The organism is Neobacillus drentensis (assembly GCF_036965245.1).
Lineage (GTDB): Bacteria > Bacillota > Bacilli > Bacillales > Cytobacillaceae > Neobacillus > Neobacillus drentensis_G.
Map to the genome: position 1 here is coordinate 1 of NZ_JBALPG010000177.1, position 21,671 is coordinate 21,671.

The 21,671-nt window shown below is 36.0% G+C and carries 23 protein-coding genes; 17 read left to right on the forward strand and 6 right to left on the reverse strand.

Translation table 11 applies throughout. The annotated features are described in order from the left end of the window. On the reverse strand, nt 1-878 hold an 878-nt coding region (gene murB, locus V7150_RS24370), incomplete at its 3' end, for a UDP-N-acetylmuramate dehydrogenase (protein WP_335523409.1). Nucleotides 879-1,044: 166 nt separating this feature from the next. After that, nucleotides 1,045-1,629 (reverse strand): DUF3238 domain-containing protein, encoded by a 585-nt coding sequence (locus V7150_RS24375; protein ID WP_335523412.1) that lies wholly within the window; start codon nt 1,627-1,629, stop codon nt 1,045-1,047. A gap of 358 nt (nt 1,630-1,987) precedes the next feature. Here V7150_RS24375 and V7150_RS24380 point away from each other — a divergent pair, with 358 nt between their 5' ends. From V7150_RS24380 to V7150_RS24455, 16 genes are all read left to right on the forward strand, one after another. Then, nucleotides 1,988-2,470, forward strand: coding sequence for a DoxX family membrane protein (locus V7150_RS24380; protein ID WP_335523415.1), 483 nt, complete (start codon nt 1,988-1,990; stop codon nt 2,468-2,470). 233 nt (nt 2,471-2,703) lie between these two features. Next, a complete protein-coding gene (locus V7150_RS24385; RefSeq protein ID WP_335523417.1) occupies nt 2,704-3,231 on the forward strand; it encodes a TetR/AcrR family transcriptional regulator in 528 nt (175 codons plus the stop codon). A 520-nt stretch (nt 3,232-3,751) separates the two neighbouring features. Further along, nucleotides 3,752-4,249 (forward strand): hypothetical protein, encoded by a 498-nt coding sequence (locus tag V7150_RS24390; RefSeq protein WP_335523420.1) that lies wholly within the window; start codon nt 3,752-3,754, stop codon nt 4,247-4,249. 208 nt (nt 4,250-4,457) lie between these two features. After that, entirely contained in the window at nt 4,458-5,165 is a 708-nt protein-coding gene (locus V7150_RS24395; RefSeq protein ID WP_335523424.1) for a DNA alkylation repair protein, read from the forward strand. 416 nt (nt 5,166-5,581) lie between these two features. Next, nucleotides 5,582-6,574 carry a LacI family DNA-binding transcriptional regulator gene (locus V7150_RS24400; protein ID WP_335523425.1) on the forward strand — a complete coding sequence of 331 codons (993 nt, stop codon included), beginning with the start codon at nt 5,582-5,584 and terminating at the stop codon, nt 6,572-6,574. Beyond that, entirely contained in the window at nt 6,571-7,497 is a 927-nt protein-coding gene (gene rbsK / locus V7150_RS24405; protein WP_335523428.1) for a ribokinase, read from the forward strand. The genes V7150_RS24400 and rbsK overlap by 4 nt, the downstream gene beginning before the upstream one ends. Then, nucleotides 7,494-7,889: a D-ribose pyranase gene (gene rbsD, locus V7150_RS24410; protein WP_335523430.1), complete on the forward strand. Its 396-nt coding sequence runs from the start codon at nt 7,494-7,496 to the stop codon at nt 7,887-7,889. The genes rbsK and rbsD overlap by 4 nt, the downstream gene beginning before the upstream one ends. Before the next feature lie 139 nt (nt 7,890-8,028). After that, a complete protein-coding gene (locus V7150_RS24415) occupies nt 8,029-9,516 on the forward strand; it encodes a sugar ABC transporter ATP-binding protein (RefSeq protein WP_420490328.1) in 1,488 nt (495 codons plus the stop codon). A 1-nt stretch (nt 9,517) separates the two neighbouring features. Continuing rightward, nucleotides 9,518-10,456 (forward strand): ribose ABC transporter permease, encoded by a 939-nt coding sequence (rbsC, locus tag V7150_RS24420; protein WP_335523433.1) that lies wholly within the window; start codon nt 9,518-9,520, stop codon nt 10,454-10,456. Nucleotides 10,457-10,493: 37 nt separating this feature from the next. After that, complete coding sequence (gene rbsB / locus V7150_RS24425; protein WP_335523434.1) at nt 10,494-11,426, forward strand: ribose ABC transporter substrate-binding protein RbsB; 933 nt, start codon at nt 10,494-10,496, stop codon at nt 11,424-11,426. A 489-nt stretch (nt 11,427-11,915) separates the two neighbouring features. Then, nucleotides 11,916-12,338, forward strand: a complete 423-nt coding sequence (locus tag V7150_RS24430) for a MarR family winged helix-turn-helix transcriptional regulator (RefSeq protein ID WP_335523436.1) — start codon at nt 11,916-11,918, stop codon at nt 12,336-12,338. A gap of 64 nt (nt 12,339-12,402) precedes the next feature. Then, nucleotides 12,403-12,801, forward strand: a complete 399-nt coding sequence (locus V7150_RS24435; protein ID WP_335523438.1) for a DoxX family protein — start codon at nt 12,403-12,405, stop codon at nt 12,799-12,801. Nucleotides 12,802-12,930: 129 nt separating this feature from the next. Then, nucleotides 12,931-13,869, forward strand: coding sequence for a ring-cleaving dioxygenase (locus tag V7150_RS24440; protein WP_335523439.1), 939 nt, complete (start codon nt 12,931-12,933; stop codon nt 13,867-13,869). Between the two features lie 22 nt (nt 13,870-13,891). Further along, nucleotides 13,892-14,500 carry a flavin reductase family protein gene (locus tag V7150_RS24445; RefSeq protein ID WP_335523455.1) on the forward strand — a complete coding sequence of 203 codons (609 nt, stop codon included), beginning with the start codon at nt 13,892-13,894 and terminating at the stop codon, nt 14,498-14,500. 39 nt (nt 14,501-14,539) lie between these two features. Further along, nucleotides 14,540-15,484 (forward strand): ring-cleaving dioxygenase, encoded by a 945-nt coding sequence (locus tag V7150_RS24450; RefSeq protein WP_335523440.1) that lies wholly within the window; start codon nt 14,540-14,542, stop codon nt 15,482-15,484. Continuing rightward, nucleotides 15,484-16,095 (forward strand): alpha/beta hydrolase, encoded by a 612-nt coding sequence (locus V7150_RS24455; protein WP_335523457.1) that lies wholly within the window; start codon nt 15,484-15,486, stop codon nt 16,093-16,095. Before V7150_RS24450 ends, V7150_RS24455 begins: the two co-directional genes overlap by 1 nt. A 268-nt stretch (nt 16,096-16,363) precedes the next feature. On the opposite strand, the gene V7150_RS24460 is transcribed toward V7150_RS24455, so the two are convergent. Then, the gene (locus V7150_RS24460; RefSeq protein ID WP_335523442.1) at nt 16,364-17,197 is read right to left on the reverse strand and encodes an SDR family NAD(P)-dependent oxidoreductase; all 834 of its coding nucleotides are present in this window, start codon (nt 17,195-17,197) and stop codon (nt 16,364-16,366) included. A 113-nt stretch (nt 17,198-17,310) separates the two neighbouring features. Between V7150_RS24460 and V7150_RS24465 the strand changes: the two genes are divergently transcribed. Next, on the forward strand, nt 17,311-18,279 hold the full coding sequence (locus V7150_RS24465) for a helix-turn-helix transcriptional regulator (protein WP_335523444.1): 969 nt from the start codon (nt 17,311-17,313) through the stop codon (nt 18,277-18,279). A 211-nt stretch (nt 18,280-18,490) separates the two neighbouring features. Here V7150_RS24465 and tatC read toward each other — a convergent pair whose 3' ends face one another. From tatC to V7150_RS24480, 3 genes are all read right to left on the reverse strand, one after another. Continuing rightward, nucleotides 18,491-19,237, reverse strand: coding sequence for a twin-arginine translocase subunit TatC (gene tatC, locus V7150_RS24470; RefSeq protein ID WP_335523446.1), 747 nt, complete (start codon nt 19,235-19,237; stop codon nt 18,491-18,493). 63 nt (nt 19,238-19,300) lie between these two features. Beyond that, nucleotides 19,301-19,480, reverse strand: a complete 180-nt coding sequence (locus tag V7150_RS24475) for a twin-arginine translocase TatA/TatE family subunit (protein ID WP_335523447.1) — start codon at nt 19,478-19,480, stop codon at nt 19,301-19,303. Nucleotides 19,481-19,544: 64 nt separating this feature from the next. Beyond that, nucleotides 19,545-21,269: a metallophosphoesterase family protein gene (locus V7150_RS24480; protein WP_335523449.1), complete on the reverse strand. Its 1,725-nt coding sequence runs from the start codon at nt 21,267-21,269 to the stop codon at nt 19,545-19,547. Between the last annotated feature and the right edge of the window lie 402 nt (nt 21,270-21,671).

Consider the following 21,671-nt stretch of genomic DNA (forward strand, 5'->3'; position numbering starts at 1 on the left):
GGTTCGAGATCTACACCAAATTTTGTTTTAACAGTTTTTTGAATGTGTGATATTAATTCAAGATAATCACTGGCCGAAGCTGAACCAACATTGACAATAAAACCAGCGTGTTTTGTTGAAACCTGTGCTCCTCCTATTTGTTTTCCTTGTAGCCCGCTATCTTGAATCAACTTCCCAGCAAAATATCCTGGTGGACGTTTGAAAACACTTCCGCAAGATGGATATTCTAGGGGTTGTTTTGATTCTCTCTGGAAAGTAAGTTTGTCCATTTTTGTTTTAATTTCATTAAATTTTCCCGGAGCTAACCCAAAAGTAGCTTCTAGGACTAAGTAACCGTTTTGTGCAATGCTGCTTTTTCTATAATCTAATTCCATTTCATCTTTTGACAGAGTTAAAAAGTCGCCATTTGAATCCAGAACAAGAGCTTCTTGTAGCACATCGGATACTACTCCTCCATAGGCTCCTGCGTTCATATAAAGAGCACCACCTATAGAACCTGGTATTCCACAAGCAAATTCTAATCCGGTTAAGCTACTTTTAAGCGCAAAGCCGGAAACTTCAATAATAGATGCACCACTTTGAGCTTTAATTTTTTTATCCAATAGATAAATATTATTCATCTCAGTTAGGATTAATACTATTCCACGGATCCCGCCGTCTTTAACAATTAAATTAGAGCCATTCCCTAAAATTGTTATGGGAATATTATGTTTTAAAGAATATTTATAAACATTTTGTACTTCTTGATACGTTTTTGGTGTTATGACAAGATCACCGTTTCCACCAGTTTTTGTAAATGTATAGGTACTTAGCGGCTCGTTTGTTTTTATGCTATCTGCATTTATTATAGATGATAAGTCATTATATATTGTTTTCATTTACGGTCTCCTAGAAAAACTTTTTCTCTTGAACTGCAATGCATTGTTTTAGAGTAAGGTTCTTACCGCCACTAGATAAGAGAATAGAAAAGCAGTACCACCGCTATAAAAGTGATGATACTGCTATATTGAGTGACAAGTGTTTTGTTAATTAGAACCCTTGACTTTACAATATCTTTTTAAAATTATACTCCATTTCTCCAGCAAGAGCTTCAGGCGTATCACCTGTTTTTCTAAAATCATGCGTATAAATTTGTTCAAACGGACCAAAATTTACTTGCTTATAAAATTCAAAACAAGGGAATCCATCATGTGCTCCTTGAATATCGATACTTCCATCATTTTTGACAAGTACAGTTAATAGGTAGTCAACAGGAGGAGCATATACATTCAATGGGTTGCTAGCACTTGCACTCATTTGAAGCTTGACATCATCAGAACCCCAAACAATATTAGTGCACAAAATACCTTCTGTACTTGCTTTTCCTGTTCTCTTATTAACGGAGCCATCTGAATTTGTGACTCTTTCTGTTGTTATACCAGTATTCGCATATGAGAAAATTTCTTTTTTATAAAAATCTACAATTACTTCTTGTTCAACCCTGGAACGCATAGTGTTTACAGCATATGGTGTAAATTCACGTGAATCACCTTCAAATTGGATTACTTTTCCCGTTTGAATATCCTTCCTAGGTTCAGTCCAGGACATTGGGATAAATACACTCGCTCTAATTTTAACAATGTTAATCATATAGAACCTCCAAAGTTTATTGGTATTTTTTAGTGATTCCCATTTCTTGTATAACAAGAACAATATAGTCAACTAGGTTGACTATATTACGAATAGTACAACGGAATTCAAGTAAAGTCAACTCGATTGACTTTATTTAAGGAGGTTTTAATTATGAATCATCAAGTATTTAGTAAATTGGATCTTACATGTAGCTCCTTAAATCCCCTAAATCTCAACTCCATACATTTTTCAAAAGTTGTTCACATATTGGACATGACTAACTTGTGAACTCCTATTGAAAAAGTTTTTTTATTTAGTACAATATTAGTAACTCGAGAGTTACTAACTAATAAGTTAGTAGTGTGATCACTTTAAAGTGCTGTCTTTAGGTAATCTTTATTGTATTTTTTCTTTAAAAAGAAGTTATTTTAAAAAAAAGGATGATTTTATTTTGAAAAAGGTGTCTTTGGTTTTTCGTTATCTATTCGCTATTTTCTATCTTTATTCCGCACTTGGGTATTTTTTTGGTTTTATGCAATTACCTGAGATGACAGGTATGGCACAGCAATTAATTAGCGCAGAGGTGGATTCAGGTCTCATGACCTTTGTAAAAATTACGGAGTTAGTTGGAAGTATTTTATTATTCTCTGATCTTCTAGCACCTTTGGCGTTAGCTGTATTAGCACCAATTACTATAAATATTCTTTTCTTTATTTTGGTGCTAAATCCTTCATTAACCGGTTTAGGATTAAGCATGTTCTTGATTCATTTGGTTTTGGTATTGAATTACAGGGAAAGATATATGATGATTTTCAGAAAAATGGATTCATCTAAACGTTCTCAAAAGACTGCAGCTTAATTAAATAAGTGTTACATACAAGGGGGTGGGTTGCTACCCCCTTTTTTTTCATTGACATTGCTGTGAAAATAAGAATAAGATTTAAGGGTATTGAAAAACTTAGTTATACATAGTGTATTGTAAGTAACTAAATAGTTACTAAATTATAAATTCATTAATACTCTACAAATGAGATAGGTGATTATTAAGTGGCTCGGGACCCTAACAAGGCAGAAAAAAGCAGAGAAAGCATTATGAATTCAGCGATTAGTGAATTTGCACGAGTTGGTTTTCATCAAGCAAAAATTTCAGATATTGTAGCCAATGCTGGCTTTTCACAAAGAACGTTCTATATTTACTTTAAGAATAAGGAAGCTCTTTACATGGAGATTCTTGAGAACTGGAAGAACAAGTTAATTCAACAATTTATAATTGGAGAAAATGACCCGAATGTTCAAATTACAGTCCAAAGAAGGTGGGAAGAAATATTCAAATTTATGGCGGATAATCCCGATTATACAAGAGCCGTTTATTTTATGAATCCTTATATTGAAGAAATAAGAAAAGATATACTGAATTCTTTAATCCAAACTATGACTTCGGGACAGGAAAATCAAAATCTTAGGAAGAATATAAGTATTGGGATTTTAGCTGAGTCTACTTTAGCAACGATTGAAAGCTTAACTTTACGATACGTATTAAATGGAAAGGAAAGCTCTATATTTCTGGCTGAACAAATATCGGATATATATCTAAATGGGGTTGCCCAAAAAAAATCTTAAATAATTGAGAGGAGTCTATCTGATTGATTCTACTCAACTAAATAAGTTAATTGAAAATGTAACCCCGATAATAGCGGAACATTTTAATGGAATACCTAAATATTTGGCAAAAAGAATAGGAAAAATAACTTGCATAACAAAATAGCTTAATAAACTAACCCGCATTACTTCAAAAAGAGATAACACCATTTTCTAATACATTGATTTGTGAGTTTGTAAAGAACTGTATTTAAAGTAACAGGTGCAAGAGTTAAAGATTCGAGCTGTCATTTTGGCAGCTTTTCTTATTCCATGAAGGAGCAGGGAGTTGAAGAAAGTTTTCTAAACATTTAGACTGTTAATGGATACGATTTATTTCAAGGGAGTTTAGTGTGAAAAAAGGATGTACACAAAAGAGGTGCAATCTATGCTTTTTCATTATCATTTTTGGACACCATTTGTAGAAGAAACGGAGAAATTCTATGTAGAAAATGGGTTTGTCATATCTCAGCGTATAGGAAGATACGAGGGTGAATTCCAAATGTTTAATCCTCCCTTAAAATGGGATGACTTTCGGGACAAAAATATCCTTTTTCGTATTATTGAAGCAAGGAAAGGAACTATAAATATCACTTTTGGATACGGAAAAAAGATAATGTTTGACCATATTGGTTTCTTTGTTTCTGAAAAAGAACAAATAAAGATATGTGAAAATGCGAATAAACTCAATTGGAAAGTTGATAAAGGAGAACGAAGAACCTTTATTGTAACACCATATAATTTTAGAATTGAGCTTCAATCCAATGAAGACGTAGTAGACTCCTTGAATCACCAGGTAAAAATCCAAGAATTAAAATTGGCAACAAAAAAGGCAGGATTAGAAAGCGATCTTTTTGCTTTGTTCGGTAATTCTTCATATAATATTAGCTCAGAAGTTGGAGATGTAGTTACAATCAAACAAGCAGTAATAAAAAGCCTCGTTTCATCACCTATTGTAGATCCTAATGGCGTTGAAATTACAAGCGACCAAGGTTATTAATTTGTGAAGAAATATACTTAAGCTAACGGTACAAGAGTTTAAGATCGTAGCTGTCATTTTGGCAGCTTATTTTAATGTGGAACTTCCATAAACATGCAATATGTGGTATATTGCGAATGTACGTTCTATATAATAGTTACGATAATGAATATAAACTAAATGGTTACAATGAAATGTATATGTTTATAAAGGAAGGAAGTGCAAAACGATGGATTTCGAAATAGTTATGCAGGAACTGGAATCGCTCAGCAAGGAACGAATTAAAAAGACTTACTTAAGCAATGGTGCACACGAGCCGCTTTTTGGGGTGGCTACAGGTGCAATGAAGCCACTCGCAAAGAAAATCAAAAAAAATCAGCCTTTAGCCGAGCAGCTTTACGCCACCGGGAACTATGATGCCATGTATTTTGCCGGCATCATTGCGGATCCAATGACAATGACGGAGGCGGATTTTGAACGTTGGATTGATGCGGCGTATTTTTATATGCTGTCTGATTATGTGGTTGCTGTCACTTTGGCTGAAACCAATATTGCGCAAGCTGTTGCCGATAAATGGATCGCAAGCGGGGAAGAACTTAGAATGTCGGCAGGCTGGAGCTGTTACTGCTGGCTTTTGGGTAATCGCCCGGACAGCGAATTTAGTGCAAGCAAGATTGCCAGTATGCTTGATCAAGTAGAAAATACGATTTACGATTCTCCTGATCGAACAAAATCCGCTATGAATAATTTTATTTATACAGTCGGGATTTCCTATTTACCGCTCCATGATAAGGCGGTTGAAACTGCAAAGGCAGTAGGACCAGTTGAAATCAGGCGGGAAAAGAAAAAAAGCAGTATTTTGCTTGCTTCCGAAAATATCCAAAAGGAAAAAGATAAAGGGAGGATTGGTTTCAAACGCAAATATGTCAGGTGTTAGCATCGTTTGTAGTGTGACTACACTAACTGAAACGAGAGCTCCATACATCATTCGAAGGTTGCTGACAAGAAAGTATCGATGGCTATTCAACAATCGCGCGCTTTAATGGAATAACGAAAAAGAGCCTAATTTCTCTATTTAATTAAGAGGAGTTGGGCTTTTTATATTTAACGCTGTATATTTTCCTGGCGCTACCCCATCATAGAAAGCAAGAATATGAAATATTGTATTTAAACTAAAAGGTGCAAGAGTTGAAGATTCAACAGCCCTCTAAAAAAATGCTTTGACATATAAAAAAAATAATATTATGATATGTGTAACCGGTTACATATGAGGTTTCATAAGAATGTTAAGAACAATATTGAAATATGTGTAACCGATTACAGTTGATATTTTATAAGGGATGGTTTAGTGGCATGGCAACAATTAGAAGTGTGGCGAAGCTAGCTGGTGTGTCTGTTGCGACTGTTTCACGAGTTTTGAACCAGCGCGGTTATGTTCACATAGAAACAGAAAAAAAAGTGTTAAAGGCCATTAAGGAATTAAATTATACTCCGAGTATTGTCGCTAGAAGTTTAAATAATAAAAAAACAAATACAATTGGACTAATTTTACCCGATATTACGAATCCGTTTTTTCCAGAGCTTGCTCGAGCGATCGAAGATGTTATGCAGATTTATGGTTACACGGTTGTGTTGTGCAACTCAGACGGTAGTGTAGAAAAAGAACAAGAGTACATTGATATTTTAAAACAAAAATATATTGATGGAATCATCATTTCTACAAGTAATTTTGTCATTGATCAAGAACTTTTCTCACAAATTCCAATTGTTACACTTGACCGTCATGTCACTAGTGAAAAGATTCCATCTGTTGAAGGCGGAAACTATGAAGGAGCAAAACTAGCAACAGAGTTTTTATTATCAACTGGTTGTAAACACATTGCCCATCTTCAAGGACCTGAAACAATTAGAAATGCTCGCGAAAGACGAGATGGATACATAGACGTGTTAAAAGCTAAGGGATGCTTTGATGGAAATTTAATCGTTGCTGCTGATTATGATATAAAAAAAGCAACAAAAGTAACCTTTGAATTACTAGAAAGAGATTCAAGTATTGATGGGATTTTTGCAGGGAACGATTTAATGGCTATTGGTGCCCTTAAAGCGATTCAAATGCATGGCTTGCGTGTTCCAGATGATATATCTGTTATCGGATTTGATGGTATTGCTTTAGGTGAAATGATTTATCCTGAATTAACAACGATTGCACAGCCAATTTATGATATGGGTGCAATTGCAGCAAGAATATTAGTGAAATTGATTGAAGAAGTACCGCTCGAATCTACTCATCATAAACTAGATGCCCAGTTGGTTGAACGTAGAACGACGAGGAGGTTATCAACATGAATGGACCAAAAGTAACGGTCATCGGAAGTATGAATATGGATTTAGTTGTGAAAACGGCAGCAATTCCTAAGCTTGGTGAAACAGTGTTTGGACAATCCTTCTCTACTTTACCAGGTGGAAAAGGGGCAAATCAAGCAGTTGCATGTGCTAGATTAGGTGCAGATGTAAAGATGGTAGGTTGTGTTGGAAATGATGCTTTTGGAACGGAGCTAATTGCCACCTTAAGAAATGAAGGTGTCAATACAAGTTATGTGGAACCGGTACCACACTGTTCAACTGGAATTGCATCCATTAATGTTCAAGAGGGAGACAATTCAATTATTGTCGTTCCAGGTGCTAACTTTGCTGTAACACGGGAAGTCGTTGCAAAAGCAGAGGAAGCAATTAAACAAGCTGATATTGTTTTACTACAGCTTGAGATACCACTTGATGCAGTCACAGAAGCGGTAAATATCGCTAATAAGTATAAAATACCTGTAATTGTAAACCCTGCCCCTGCACAAATATTACCGAAAGAACTAGTAGATAAAATTACGTATTTAACACCTAATGAATACGAGCTTGCTATATTAATTACAGGACAGCCTGTAGTCGAGAGCAGTTTTAACGAAATGATGTCACAGCTTCCCGGGAAGGTCGTGATGACAAAAGGGTCAAATGGTGCTTATTTTGTTGATCATAATCTAGAACTCTATCATCAGCAAGCTTTTAAGGTTGAAGCGGTTGATACAACCGGGGCTGGAGATACGTTTAATGCTGCCTTCGCGGTTCAAATTGCTAAAGGTAACAGTGTGAAGGAAGCAATGACTTATGCAGCGATGGCTAGTGCTATTTCGGTCACGAAATTTGGTGCACAAGGTGGGATGCCAACTGCTAAAGATGTTGATAAATGGAAGACGAAATTAGAGGAGACAGGACGATGAAAAAAATCGGTGTTATTAACTCAGAAATTTCATCCGTACTTGCGAAGCTTGGGCATACAGATTCTATCGTCATTGGTGACTGTGGACTTCCAATTCCTGAACAAGTGAAGCGAATTGATCTTGCTCTAAAGCTTGGTGTCCCGTCATTTATCGAAACGCTGGATACTGTATTAGAAGAAATGCAAGTGGAATCTATCGTAATTGCTGAAGAAATTAGCTCTTATAACAAAAAAATAGAAGCACAGATAAAAGAACGTTTCCCAAATATAGTGATTGAATATGTGTCACATAAAGAATTTAAGAGTATAACGTGCAATGCGAAAGCAATTATTCGGACTGGAGAAGCCACTCCTTATGCGAATATTATTTTAAAGTCAGGTGTTGTCTTTTAAATTTCAGTGTGAATAGGCTTTACTTTGGGATAGTGACAAAAATTGCTCAATTTTGGAAGTTGTCATATTGATCCCAAGTCACTGTTTTGTCAATGATTATGTAAAGCTACAATAAAAATCTATGAAAAAAGGATGCTTTATGATGAATGTTATTGAAATGAACAATATTTCTAAGTCGTTCAACGGTGTCCCAGTACTAAAAAAGGTCGATTTTTCTTTAAAACTAGGTGAAATTCACGCTCTAATGGGTGAGAATGGTGCTGGAAAATCTACTTTAATGAAAAATTTACTTGGTATATATGATAAAGATGAAGGAATCATCCGAGTTGATGGACATGAATTTTCATTTAAAAGTCCGAAGGATGCGGAAAAACATGGGATTGCTATTATTCATCAAGAATTAAATGTCATTCCTTCCTTATCTGTTATGGAAAATATGTTCCTTGGACGCGATCTTTGTTATGGAAAATCAGGCATCTTAAGAACAGCTGAAATGAACGAAAAAACAAAACAGTACTTGAAACAATTAGGATTAGACATAGACCCTCGAGAAGAGGTTAAAAATCTTTCCATTGGTCAACAGCAAATGATTGAGATTGCACGTGCTCTATCCATTAATGCTAAGGTTCTAATAATGGACGAGCCTACTGCCGCTTTGACGGATCGGGAAATTGAGCATTTGTTTGACATTATGAATGAATTAAAAGCGCAAGGTGTTTCAATTGTCTATATATCTCACCGTATGGAAGAAATATTTGCAATGTGTGATCGCATTACAGTACTACGTGATGGAACATATGTCGGAACCGAAGAAGTGAAGAATTTGGATTTAGATAAAGTCGTTCAAATGATGGTTGGACGCGAGCTCGGTGAACGGTATCCAGAACGTATTCCATATGAAGATGTAGAACGTTTTCGTGTCGAAGGATTAAGTGATGGAAAACGAATTAAGGATATTTCTTTTTCAGCGAAAAAAGGTGAAATCGTAGGTGTGGCTGGGCTAATGGGTGCCGGACGGACCGAGATTGTTAAGGCCTTGTTTGGGGTAACTAAGCAAAGTGGAAAAGTGTATCTAGATGGAAAAGAAGTAGTAATTAAACGACCAATGGATGCCATTAAGCACGGTATTGGTTATGTGACAGAAGATCGTAAGGGAGAAGGGCTTGTTCTTGATTTAAGTGTAAAGGAAAACATTGCACTTCCAAACCTTAATGATATTGCCTCAAAAGGAGTTATTTCTAAGCAAAAAGAAAACAAACTTGTTAAGGAAATGATTCAGAAATTACGGATCAAAACGAGCAGTCCATCTTTAAGCGTCAAATCACTTAGTGGTGGGAATCAGCAAAAAGTTGTGTTTGGTAAATGGCTAGGAATTAAACCGAAATTACTCATCCTTGATGAACCGACTCGTGGAGTCGATATTGGGGCAAAAAAAGAGATCTATGAAATTATGAATGAACTTACAAATGAAGGCGTTACCATCTTAATGATTTCGTCTGAGTTACCCGAAATCTTAGGAATGAGCGACAGAATTCTTGTCATGCATGAAGGAAAACTCGTCACAGAACTAACACGTCAAGAGGCAACACAAGAAACAATCATGCATGCTGCAACGGGAGGGAATTAACGTGCTAACGTCAAAACGCTCAATTAATTTACAACAGATGGGTCCGGTAATTGGACTAATCATTATTACGGTCATTTTATCAGTAATGAATAGTGACTTCTTAACCATGAATAATATCTTAAATGTGCTTCGACAAGTGTCAATTAACGCACTTATTGCTTTTGGAATGACGTTTGTTATTTTAACAGGTGGAATTGATTTATCAGTAGGATCAATACTTGCATTATCTGGAGCTTTAACAGCTGGATTAATGACTGGGGGAATGGATCCATTTCTAGCTATTGTGATTGGACTTTTACTAGGGGCAGCAATGGGCGCTGTTAACGGGATTATAATTTCAAAAGGTAAAGTTGCGCCGTTCATTGCAACCTTAGCAACTATGACAATATTTCGTGGATTAACGCTTGTGTATACAGAAGGTAGACCGATCACAGGATTTGGATCCGAAACATTTTCTTTACTTGGAGCAGGTTACTTTTTCTTTATTCCAATTCCAGTTATTTGGATGATTATCGTTTTTGCAATCTTGTATTTCATCCTTAAGAAAACAGCTTTTGGACGTCGCGTTTATGCAATTGGCGGAAATGAAGAAGCCTCTATTTTGTCCGGTATTAAAGTGGATAAAATCAAAATAATGATTTACACAATTAGTGGGTTGCTGGCTGCTTTAGCAGGAATCATACTAACATCACGTTTAAATTCAGCACAAGCAAATGCTGGCGTTGGATATGAGCTTGATGCTATCGCAGCAGTAGTTTTAGGTGGAACAAGTCTTTCTGGTGGTAGAGGCTGGATCTTCGGTACTCTAATTGGGGCAATGATTATCGGTGTCCTAAACAACGGATTGAATTTGTTAGAGGTATCTTCTTTTTATCAACAAGTGGTCAAAGGTTCTGTTATTCTACTAGCTGTCCTTTTAGACCGAAAAAAATCTAAGTAAGCAATACCATTTATATAAATAGGGAGGAAAGATCAACATGAAGTCAACTTTATTTAAAAGCTTAGCCGTCGGAGTACTTAGTTTGTCGCTATTGGCAGGTTGTTCAACAAAAGCACCAGGTGAACAAAAGGCTGAATCAAAGAAGGATGGAAACAAAGAGATTACAGTAGGTCTATCTATATCAACGTTAAACAATCCTTTCTTTGTAACGTTAAAAGAAGGGGCTGAAAAAGCTGCGAAAGAGAATAAAATTAAACTTATTTCAGTTGATGCGCAAGATGACCCTGCAAAACAAGCATCTGGTATTGAAGATTTAATTCAAAAAAAGGTTGATGTTATTTTAGTAAACCCAACTGATTCAGCAGCCGTTACACCTGCTATTGAATCTGCCAATAATGCCAATATTCCTGTTATAACAGTTGACCGTTCTGCTGAAGGCGGCAAGGTCGTTTCTCACGTTGCTTCAGATAACGTTGCTGGAGGCCAAATGGCAGCAGAGTTCCTACTTGAAAAAATCGGTAAAAAGGGAAAAATTGTTGAACTCGAAGGGATCCCAGGATCTTCAGCAGCACGTGACCGCGGTAAAGGGTTCCACAATGTGATTGATAAAGCAACAGATGTAAAAGTGGTTGCTAAACAGCCAGCAGATTTCGATCGTGCAAAAGGTCTAAGCGTTATGGAAAATATTTTACAAGGAAACAAAGACATTGTCGGTGTGTTTGCTCATAACGATGAAATGGCACTTGGTGCTCTTAAGGCAATTCAAGCTGCGGGGCTGAAAGATATTGTAGTCGTAGGCTTCGATGCAACAGATGATGCTGTTAAAGCAGTAAAAGATGGTCAAATGGCGGGTACAATTGCTCAAAAACCAGCTGAGATTGGTAAAACCGCAATTGAAACAGCAATAAAAGTTGCTAAAGGTGAAAAAGTAGATCAAAATATTCCTGTAAAATTAGAACTTGTAAAATAATTTATGAAGGGGCTGTCTCAAATTGAGTTTTGATTATGGGACGGGCCTTTCTTTTTTGGCTAGTAGGAAAGTATAAATTTTTCAAATTTATACTTTCCTAACGCATAAGTGCAACTTCGCCTCTGTCTTCGCCCTTAGGGGCTCGCCAATCGGCGAGTTTTCTTTATCATTCATTAGAGCACCTTTTCTTTGTGCGACTAACGAGTAGGAGGCATTTCTACAATTTGCAGAGACGCCAATTTTATTAGAACATGACATGAATACGTCATAGTGGTTACTATCAATCAAGCTGATTCTTCCATTCTAATGGTTTTTATTGAAATCTTTGGAGAAAGAACTAACCTTTATTAATTTTAAATCATCTAAAATGGAGAAATTATAGAAAAATGAAATACTAAAATAAAAAAGGTTATTGACAAAAAAATATATAAGTATTATCATTATCTCATATTCAAGATATTTTAATTCAAGATTTTGGAGGTGAGATCTATGGAGAGAAAATGCACGAATTTGCCCTTTCTGGTATTAATGCAAACATCCAAAGCAATTCATGAGCGAATAAAGGAAGAAATGACAAAAAGCAGCCTAAGTATTACGGAATTTTCTGTTTTAGAGGTCCTTTACCAAAAAGGGAAACAAACGATTCAACAAATTGGAAATTGCATATTAATCTCAAGCGGTTCAATGACCTATGTAATAGATAAGCTAGAACAAAGAGGTTTATTATGTCGAAATGCCTGTCCAGATGACCGAAGAGTTATACATGTGACATTAACTGATAAAGGAAATACATTGATGGAGGAAATCATGCCAAAATATCATGAGTTAGTTGATGATATGTTTGATTCCTTAATTTCTGATGAGGCAGAGACTTTAGTGGATCTTTTGAAAAAAGTAAGTAATAAAGTTTAAACTTGCATTTTTTTTAAAATAATATCTCGAATTCGAGATAAAAACATTTTAGGAGGATTTTATGATGATAAATATTGGTTTATTAATAATTCGTTTGGTAATTGGTTTGCTATTTGTGGGTCATGGTGCTCAAAAATTGTTTGGGTGGTTTGGTGGTTATGGTTTAAAAGGTACAGGAGGTTGGTTTGAATCCATTGGTATGAAACCAGGTGTAACCATGGCTCTTTTCGCAGGATTAGCAGAACTTATTGGGGGAGTCTTGTTTGCTTTAGGACTTTTAACCCCACTCGCAGGAATTATGATTGCAGGAACCATGGTAATGGCTATCATTAAGGTGCATGCTCCAAATGGAATATGGGCAACATCTAATGGATATGAATATAACCTAACTTTGCTTGCAGTTGCAATAGGCATAGCTTTAATTGGTCCTGGTCAATATGCTCTAGATACATTTTTATTCTAAAATATCTCAAATTAGGGAATCTTTAATTGAAACAAACTCAATAAGACTTTAATTTTATAAGTAGGAACAAAATAAGGTATCAAGGATCTTTATATAATTGGATTTTACATGAAAAAGGGGTTGTTAAAAATGAGTAAGAAAACAATGGGGATTCACCATATCACAGCAATTGTCGGTCATCCGCAAGAAAACGTGGATTTTTATGCAGGAGTATTGGGTTTGCGTTTAGTCAAACAAACTGTTAATTTTGATGATCCAGGTACCTATCACCTCTATTTCGGTAATGAAGGTGGAAAGCCAGGAACAATTATTACATTCTTTCCATGGACTGGAGCTCGTCAAGGAATCATTGGAGGCGGTCAAGTAGGTGTCACTTCTTACGTTGTTCCAAAAGGTGCTATTGAATTTTGGGAAAAAAGACTAGAAAAATTCAATGTTCCTTTTACTAAAATGGAACGCTTTGGAGAACAGTATTTGGAATTTGATGATCCGCATGGACTTCACTTGGAAATTGTGGAAAGAGAAGAAGGAGAAGTCAATACATGGACTTTCGGAGATGTAACACCGGATGTTGCTATAAAAGGCTTTGGCGGGGCAACGTTATTATCGACCCAGCCTAACAAAACAGCTGAATTGTTAGAAAAAGTAATGGGACTTGAATTAGTGGGTAAAGAAGGAGATTTCACTCGTTATCGTTCTACTGCGGATATTGGAAATGTTATTGATCTTAAATTAACTCCTATTGGGCGCGGGCAAATGGGTGTAGGAACAGTACACCATATTGCATGGCGGGCAATTGATGACGAAGATCAACAAGATTGGAAACGGCTTGTTGAGCGTAACGGATACGGAGTAACCCCTGTACAGGATAGAAATTATTTTAATGCTATTTACTTCAGAGAACATGGGGAAATCCTTTTTGAAATTGCCACTGATCCTCCAGGATTCGCTCATGATGAGTCCGTTGCGACAATGGGAGAAAAATTGATGCTGCCGAAGCAATATGAACAAGTTAGAGGGCAGATAGAACGAGGGTTACTGCCATTTGAAGTAAGAAAATTAGATTGATAAGAAGAAAGGAATGATTTCATTGCTTTCAATCGACCCAACCGAAAATACCGAAAGAGAAAATTATAAATTTCTAATAGGAAGCATTATCCCAAGACCAATTGCTTTCGTCACAACGATTTCGAAAGATGGCGTTTTGAATGGTGCGCCATTTAGTTATTTTAATATCGTATCATCCAATCCCCCGATGATTTCATTATCTATCCAACGTTTATCAGGGAAACAAAAGGATACAGCGAGAAACATCATCGAGTCCAAACAATTTGTGGTCCATATCGTTGACGAAGAAAATGTTGAAAAAATAAATAAAACAGCTGCAAGCCTTGCTCCTGAACAAAGTGAGATTGAGTTAGCTAACTTAACTCCAGTTGAAAGTGTAAAGATTTCTGTACCAGGTGTAAAGGAAGCGAAAATTCGTATGGAATGTTCATTAGAGCATTCCTTGGAATTAGGAAGCTTGGATACAACAGGGTGTGATTTTATTATAGGAAAAGTTGTACAATTTCATATTAAAAATGAGATTTATGAAAATGGAAGAATTGATCCAAGGGGCTTAGCTGCCGTAAGTCGATTGGCTGGAAATAATTACGCCAAAATTGGTGAGGTTTTTGAAATCGAAAGACCTAAATAGTTTCTTATAAAATCCCATTGATGAAATGGAGAGAATAAAATGCAAAAAACTGCAGGAATCCATCATATCTCAGCTATGGTAAACGATGCTCAACGAAATATAAACTTTTATGCAGGCGTGCTTGGGTTACGACTTGTTAAAAAAACGATTAATTTTGATCGTCCGGAAGTGTACCATCTTTATTTTGGAAATGAAACTGGTCAACCAGGTACTGTTATAACATTTTTTCCATGGGCTAAACAGCTAAAAGGTCGAATTGGAACCGGTCAGGTAGGAGTGACAAGTTTTATTATACCGAAGGGCTCGGTTCAATTTTGGGAGAATCGATTACGAAAATTTGGGATTGAATTTACTCCATCTATACGCTTTGGTGAAACGTATTTGAAATTAATCGATCCAGACGGACTTCAACTAGAACTGATTGAACGTGATGAAGGTTCAATGAATACTTGGAACTTTGGGGGAGTTCAAGCAGAAAATGCGATTAAAGGTTTTGGCGGTGCAGTTCTGTTTTCGGCACAGCCACATAAGACAACGGATGTTTTAGAAAATATTTTAGGGTTAGATTGCATTGGTCAAGAAAATGAATTTCTAAGATTTAAATCTGAAGGAAATGTTGGAAACATCATTGATATTCACTTAAATCCTTCAGTCCGAGGGCTGATGGGAGCCGGAACGGTTCACCATATAGCATGGAGAGCGAAGGATGAAGAGGATCATCAAAGGTGGAGATCACTTCTTCTAGAAAAAGGGTATTATCCAACTGAGATTCTTGACCGAAACTACTTCAAAGCTCTTTATTTTCATGAAGTAGGGGGAATCCTCTTTGAAATAGCGACAGATCCACCAGGTTTTTCGGTTGATGAACCACTTGCAAAACTTGGAAAAAAACTCATGTTACCATCATGGTTAGAGTCAAAACGAGAAGAATTAGAAGAAACCTTGCCTCCTGTGGAGGTTCACGTTCTGGAGGGAGATAATTGATGAAACATATATTTAACAAGGGAAAAGATTCAACAAAACCAACATTACTATTGCTTCACGGAACTGGTGGGAATGAATTAGACCTGTTACCTCTTGCGGGAAGAATTGATGATGAAGCAAACATTTTGAGCGTACGTGGGAATGTATTAGAAAATGGAATGCCTCGATTCTTCAGAAGGTTAGCTGAAGGAGTTTTTGATGAAGAAGATCTTATTTTTCGAACGAAAGAATTAAATGAGTTTCTTGATGAAGCAGCAGAAAAGTATGATTTCAATCGAGATAATATTTTTGCAATTGGATATTCAAATGGAGCTAATATAGCAGCGAGTTTATTATTTCATTATCAAAATGCATTAAAGGGTGCGATTCTTCATCATCCAATGGTACCAAGAAAAGGGATTGATCTTCCAGATCTATCAGGAAAGTCTGTGTTTATTGCAGCTGGAACGAATGATCCTATCTGTTCACCAATGGAATCAGCTGAACTACAATCGTTATTAGAAAAAGCGAATGCTAATGTGGAACTTCATTGGGAGGAAAGAGGTCATCAATTAACTGCCCAAGAAGTCGAAGCTGCAGCAAAATGGTATCGCAAGGTAGTAATCAAATAAATATTAGATTTACCGAGGGATAAAATTTAACAAGTTTGATTAGTTTTTTTCAAAATGGATTCTTATTACTTATCGTAAAATATGGGTTTGTGAAGCAATTTTGGTCAAACTTTGTTTGAAAGTTACAGCGGATTTGTTAAGTGACAATCAAGTTATTAAAAAAACACACATTATCCATTACAATAAATGTAATCTAATGTGTGTTTTTCTATATCCTTACGGGATGAACAATACCATTAAAGATACTTATCTGATTGAAGATCGAACTCTATATTTTAAAAGGAGGAATGTATCGGCCATCTATATCGGTGAACAGATATTCTTTGGCTAAATCGCCGACTCTGAGCACCTGCCCGCTCTTTTCAATTATATTGGGATCACTAGCCAATGCTTTTATTCCACGTCCAATATAATAAGGTGTTTCAGTTCTGTTTAATTCTTCGGATTCCTGCCAATGTTCTTCCTTTACATTATAGTCCTTTAACACAAGCTCTGTTCTCATAAAACCGGGTGAAACAGCAAGAACGGCAATATTGTCTTGTTTTAATTCAATTGACAGCCCATAAGCCATACGAATTAATGAATTCTTAGCTAAATCGTAATAAAAATGTCCAGTGTATTTGTCTTCATCCCAAAAAGTGGTGTGTACGATGAGGCCTTGCTTATTCTCACGAAGTAATGGAATGGCGAAGTGATTTGTTGCTAACTGGGCACGCACACCGGCAGTGAACATCGTATCCCAATTTTTTAATGGCAATTCCCAAAAAGGTTTGGCTTCGATTCCAAGATCATGCGCTCCCCACACATTATTGACAAGAATATCTAATTTTCCTTGTTCCTTACGAATTTGGGTGATTACTGATTCCGTTTCTGAATCGTTCGTATGATCACAACGAACCGCTATTCCTTTTCCGCCAGAAGCTTCAATTTGTGAAACTGTATCATCAATAGTTCCAGGCCAATCATTTGTGGAATTCCCTTTGGTACTACGTCCCGTGACATAAACTGTTGCTCCAGCTTTTCCTAATTCAACGGCAATACCGCGACCAGCGCCCCTGCTTCCTCCAGTTACAAGAGCTACCTTTCCATTTAATGATTTCATGTTTCTCATTCCTTTCATAGTGTAAGATGTCTTTATCATAACAGAGTATTCTTGACATCCTTTGTCATATTTCTTTAAATAGATATAATAAATCAATAAAAAAGGTGAGTGTGATGAGAGGAGATCGGCTAATATCTATTCTTTTGTTATTACAATCACAAGGCCAAATGACAGCTAAAGAATTATCGGAACGATTGGAAGTTTCTGAGCGAACCATCTATCGAGATATGGAAGCCTTAAGCAGCACCGGTATCCCTGTTTTTGCAGAGCGTGGAAAAAACGGTGGGTGGTCGTTATTGGAGGGTTATCGGACAAATTTAACGGGTTTAAAGGAATCTGAAATACGCACCTTATTTGTTTCTCCTTCTGAACAATTGCTTGATGATCTTGGTTTAAGCCGGACTTCTGAAGAAGCAAGGAATAAGCTTATCGCATCGCTTCCGTCAACTTATCGTGAAAATGCCAAAGACTTTTGGAATCGCATTCATGTTGACACGAGTACGTGGCGAATGCGAAAGGAAAAAATGGCGGCCTTTGAAGTCCTCAAAAATGCCATATGGAAAGAAAATAAATTAAAAATCGAATATCAACGTGCAGACGGAAAAACGAATGAAGTTGTTGTAAAGCCACTAGGACTGGTGGCCAAGGGGAGTCGCTGGTACTTTATTGCTTTCAAAGATAATGATGAAATCCGAAATTACAGGGTCTCACGGATTAAATCTGCGGAGCCAATTAGTGAAACATTTGAAAGACCAAAAGACTTTGATCTTCCCCAATACTGGAGATCTTCAACAGAAGCCTTTTTAGAGAACTTGCCAAAATATGAAGTGTGGGTAGAGGTTGCACCGTCTATTCTACCAAGGTTACAATTCACCGACCGATTTGTTCAACGTGTAGAGGTTGAAAATAAAAATCAGGATGGATGGATACCTGTTAAGCTTTCTTTTGATACAGAAGACGAGGCAAAGAGATACGTATTGGGATTTGCTGATCAAATTAAGGTGATTGAGCCTAAAGAACTACATGATAAGATTCTTTTGATGGCTGAAGCTACGGTGAATTTTTATCAACAAAAGAAATGATGTTTAGTATTTCCAGCACTAATAAAACATATTTAATATCGAGGGAGAGATGAATCATCGGGGAAATTAACACTTTAACAGTCTGATGTAATAGTACCTGAACAAGTATGTGTTAAGTTCTTACATGCATAATATATTGAAAAACCGCGCTTGGATTTACTGTCCAAGCGCGGTTTTAACCTGTTGAGACGACAAAAGTAGTCGATTTTTATTAAGACACTTTCTCTATTTTCATTTCGTCATCCGATTGCTTCTTTAGTCTCTTTCTATAGATAACTTTTGATAAGTTAATACTAATTTCGTATAAAACTACAAGAGGTACTGTCACTAATATATCTGATATGAAATCAGGCGGTGTAATCAAAACAGATGTAAGGACGATTAAAAAGTACGATATCTTCCGCGCTTTTGAAAGAATCATAGGATTAATGATCCCAATAGAAGTTAGGAACATGACCACTAGCGGAATTTCGAACAAAAATCCAAATGGTAGTGTCAAATTAATCATGAATTTGAAATACTTTTCAGATGTAAATATCGTTTCAAATTGCCCTTCAGACAATGACAATAAAAATTTTAGAACTGTTGGATATACAACGAAATAACCGAAAGACAAACCAGAGATAAAAAGGATAAACAATCCGGGAATGTATGAAATCGTTGTTTTTTGTTCTTTTTCAGAAAGTGCTGGTTTGACAAATCTCCATATTTGATAAGCGGCAATTGGAATGGTAAGAGCAATCGCGATCACACCTGAAATCATAAAGTATACCCAAAGAATTTCACTTGGCCCTAATACAGCCAATTTATGGTTAAGATCACGAATAAGCCATTTGTAAATATCCTGCACATAGATGAATGATCCAACTAAAAAAATGATGAAAGCAATCAAAGTATAGATAATCCGTTTCCTAAGTTCCTCGAGGTGCTCTGTCAAAAGCATATTTTGAAGAGGCATACAGTTTCTCCTTTCTGAAAAAAATAAGAAGATGTAAGCTTACTACTTACATCTCCGTTTAATTTACTTAGCTTTCTCCTTTTCTTCTTTTTCGTCTGACATTAAATCCTTTGCAGAGTGTTTAAATTCTCTAAGTGTGTTACCGAAAGCACGTCCAATTTCAGGTAACTTAGATGGGCCGAATACGATTAAAGCAATGATAAGAATTAATATTAATCCTGGTACGCCGATATTTTGAAACATGGTGTCTCCTCCTTAATAAATGATTCTATTTTTATCTACAGCCAATCTTCATTCATTTCTAGTTTTATTTACTACCAACAGTGAATGTGGTTGATGCAACAGCATCATAACCGCTGCCATAGAAATAAACTAATTTATACGTAGAACCTTCCTTATATCTTCCTGGGTACATATTATTCTTTGGATTGTAAGTAAACTTACAGGTTCTATCTGTTACTTGAGTGTACATCCACCATATTGCCGCAATTGGTCCTGGCTTATCATTTATTTCATATAAACCTATCCAATCACTTTTTGGAATTCTAGCATTTTCTACCGTAACTTCTACCGTATCTTCTACTCCCTTTAAAACATTTTTGGATAAGCTAATTGTTACATCTTTTACTACACCGTCCAGCGTTTTCCCTAATACTTTTAAAGAGCTATTACTTACATTTTCGTATGCATCAAGAGCGTGCACTTCAATCTCGTATGTTGTGTTTGGCTTCAATTCGTCAATTTGCAATGTTAATGGATTTGGTACAGGATCTTTATAAAACTCTGAGAAAGCAAGGAATTCTTTAGCTACTTCATTTGTTTCTACATTTCTTGCTACCACTTTATAGTCATGTACAAGAAGATTGTCTTTAGCTTGAGTAAACATTATGGTTAAACCGGTAGCAGTCGTTTTTTCATTAACAATGGAAAGCATCGCATCATTTGTAAAGAAAGGTGCCTTTTTGTCTCTATCTTCTGTGTATTTAAAATTATGCTTATTTGCAGGATAGCTGATTTCGAATGGTTCACCTGTCCAGTCATCGTTATGAATATCACGGCGTTTAATGATTACTTTGTTATTATGAACCTCTACAATCAGTGCTTGATTAAGGAAACCGGCTCCTTCAGGCACTTCCCCTTGGATTCTTCCACTATCAAGCCACAAATAGGCACCCGTTGAGGTCCCAATAGAAGTAAAATCTTTTTGGTGTATGATTCTAGGATCATCTAACGGATAGTGGGTATGACCAGAAAAAGAGATTACTTGCGGATATTCTTTCAAAGTATCGTAAAAAAGATCTCTATTTTGAGAGAAGCCCCATTCACTTCCATAAATGGTCCCTTTAATAGGCTGATGGTGGAAGACAAAAATCGGTTTTTTCGGATCATCAGCATTTGCTAGCCTTAACTGCTCACCTAACCATTCAATTTGTTTTACTGAGAAGGTCCCCTCTGTTCTACCATCTTCAGTATAAAGAATGATAAAATGATAACCTTTGATTATCTTATGAGAATAAATGGATTCCATCCCCGTTTTCTCTAGGAAACGTTTTTGAGCATTTGCTACCGATAAGCCATTCCAATAGTCATGGTTTCCGATCGCAAACATAGAAACCGCTTGAGGCTGTTTTCTCACACTATAAGCAGCCATAAACTTATCATATTCTGATGCAATTCCATAATCCGTTAAATCTCCAACAACCACAAAAGCATCTTGCTTAGGAGCAACTTTATTTAACTGTTCTAAAGTAGTAACAAACTTTTTCAAAGTTTCATCACTATTGTAATTAATATGTACATCACTTATTACCGGAAAAATTAAATCTGGTTCATTACCAAGTGAATGAACAACAGAAGAGCTGGATGCTGCACTCACAGGTAAACCATTTAACGAGTTTACTAGAGTTAATCCTAAAGCAGCTCCAGCAATTTTAGTTGTCCTTTCCAAAAAAGTCCGTCGATCCATCCCTTTATTAAAAAGATTATCGTGCAAAGATTTTTCTACTTCATGGTTCAATTTATCGTTTTTCATTGTTATTACTCCTCTCAAAAGATATAACATTTTCATACAAATCCCCTCTTACATGAATTAATGATAAACAACAAGTATTGATTTGCTGTAAATAACGTGTAAATAATTGTTGTTATTATTATGAATAGTATGAAATGTATTTGTTTTTTATTAAGAAAACAAATAAAAAAGAGGGGAAGTAGAGAAGCCCAAATTGAATTATTCATAATTGGCTTATCGTAATCGGACATATAGAGCTAAGAAAAAAAGCTCTGCAATAGAGCTTTATTTGATGTCTTTAATATCTAATTTTTGATTATTATTGGAATCAGAGTGCTTTATTTTGATTTTCACGTCAATATCTTTAAGAATATCTGGCTTTACGGGAGCACCACCATTTTTAAAAAGGTTCCTCCAATTTTT